Annotated in this window: 1 protein-coding gene; it reads right to left on the reverse strand. The window is 68.9% G+C overall.

Annotated elements, in window-relative coordinates; genetic code table 11:
• Positions 1 to 1,141: FAD-dependent oxidoreductase (locus LQV45_RS34495; protein WP_230012396.1), on the reverse strand; the 1,141-nt coding region annotated here is incomplete at both ends.

Genomic DNA, 1,141 nt, shown 5'->3' on the forward strand with positions numbered 1-1,141 from the left:
TGTTCGCACAGGGCCTTGGAGACTTCGACGCCGGACTTGGTCAGTTCGGTTTCGAGCAGCTTCTTGAGCATCGGCACGCAGGAACCGCAGCTGGTGCCGGCGCGGGTGCAGCCCTTGAGCTCGCCGAGTTCCCGGACCGGCGCGTTGCCGTCGCAGCTCCCGCAGCCGTTGACGGTGTCACGGATGGTTCCGGCCGAGACGTTGTTGCAGGAACACAGGATCGCGTCATCCGGCAGTTGGATCTCCAAGACTCCGTCCCCGGCGTCACCGCCGCCGGCCGCGGTGAGGTAGGCGCCGGGTTCGGCGGCCAGTTCGCGGCCCAGCATGGGGCGCAGGGAGGTGTAGGGCGAGGCGTCGCCGACGAAGATGCCGCCGAGCAGGGTCTTGGCATCGTCGGTGGTGACGATCTTCTGGTAGACGCCGCGGGCGGGGTCAGCGTAGACGATCTCGAGCGCGTGTTCCGTGCGGGCGAAGGCGTCACCGAAGCTGGCGACGTCGACGCCGGAGAGCTTGAGCTTGGTGGCGGTGTCGAAGCCGGGGAAGGTCGCGTCGCCGCCGTGCAGCCGGTCCGCGACGATTTCGGCCATCGTGTTGGCCGGGGCCACGAGTCCCAGGCACATGCCGCCGAAGTTGGCGACCTCGCCGATCGCCCAGATGCCGGGAACCTCCGTGGAACAGTCGTCGGAGATGACGACGCCGCCGCGCTGGCCGAGCTGGAACTGCTGCACTCCCTTTTGCCCATCCGGGCCATCCGCCGCCCGGAACAGTTCGTCTCGGGGCCGCACGCCGATCGCGACGATCACGATGTCGGCGTCGATGATCCGGCCGTCGGCCATGAGGACGCCGGTGACCTGGCCGTCGTCGTCGGAGAGGACCTCGGAGGGGAACACCCCGCCGTGGACGGTGAAGCCCTTGGCCTCGATCAGCCGGCCGAGCGCCTGCCCGGCACCCTCGTCCAGCTGGGTGTTCATGAGCCACGGCGAGCCGTTGATGACGATCGGGGTGGCGCCGAGCTGTTCGGTGCCGGCGGCTGATTCCAGGCCCAGCAGACCGCCGCCGATCGTGACCGCGTTGACCTTCCGGCCCAGCTTCGCGGTGAGGTCCGCGATGGCCTTGTTGATGGACCAGACGTCCTCAAGGG

The sequence above is a fragment of the Microbacterium sp. Bi128 genome (assembly GCF_918698205.1).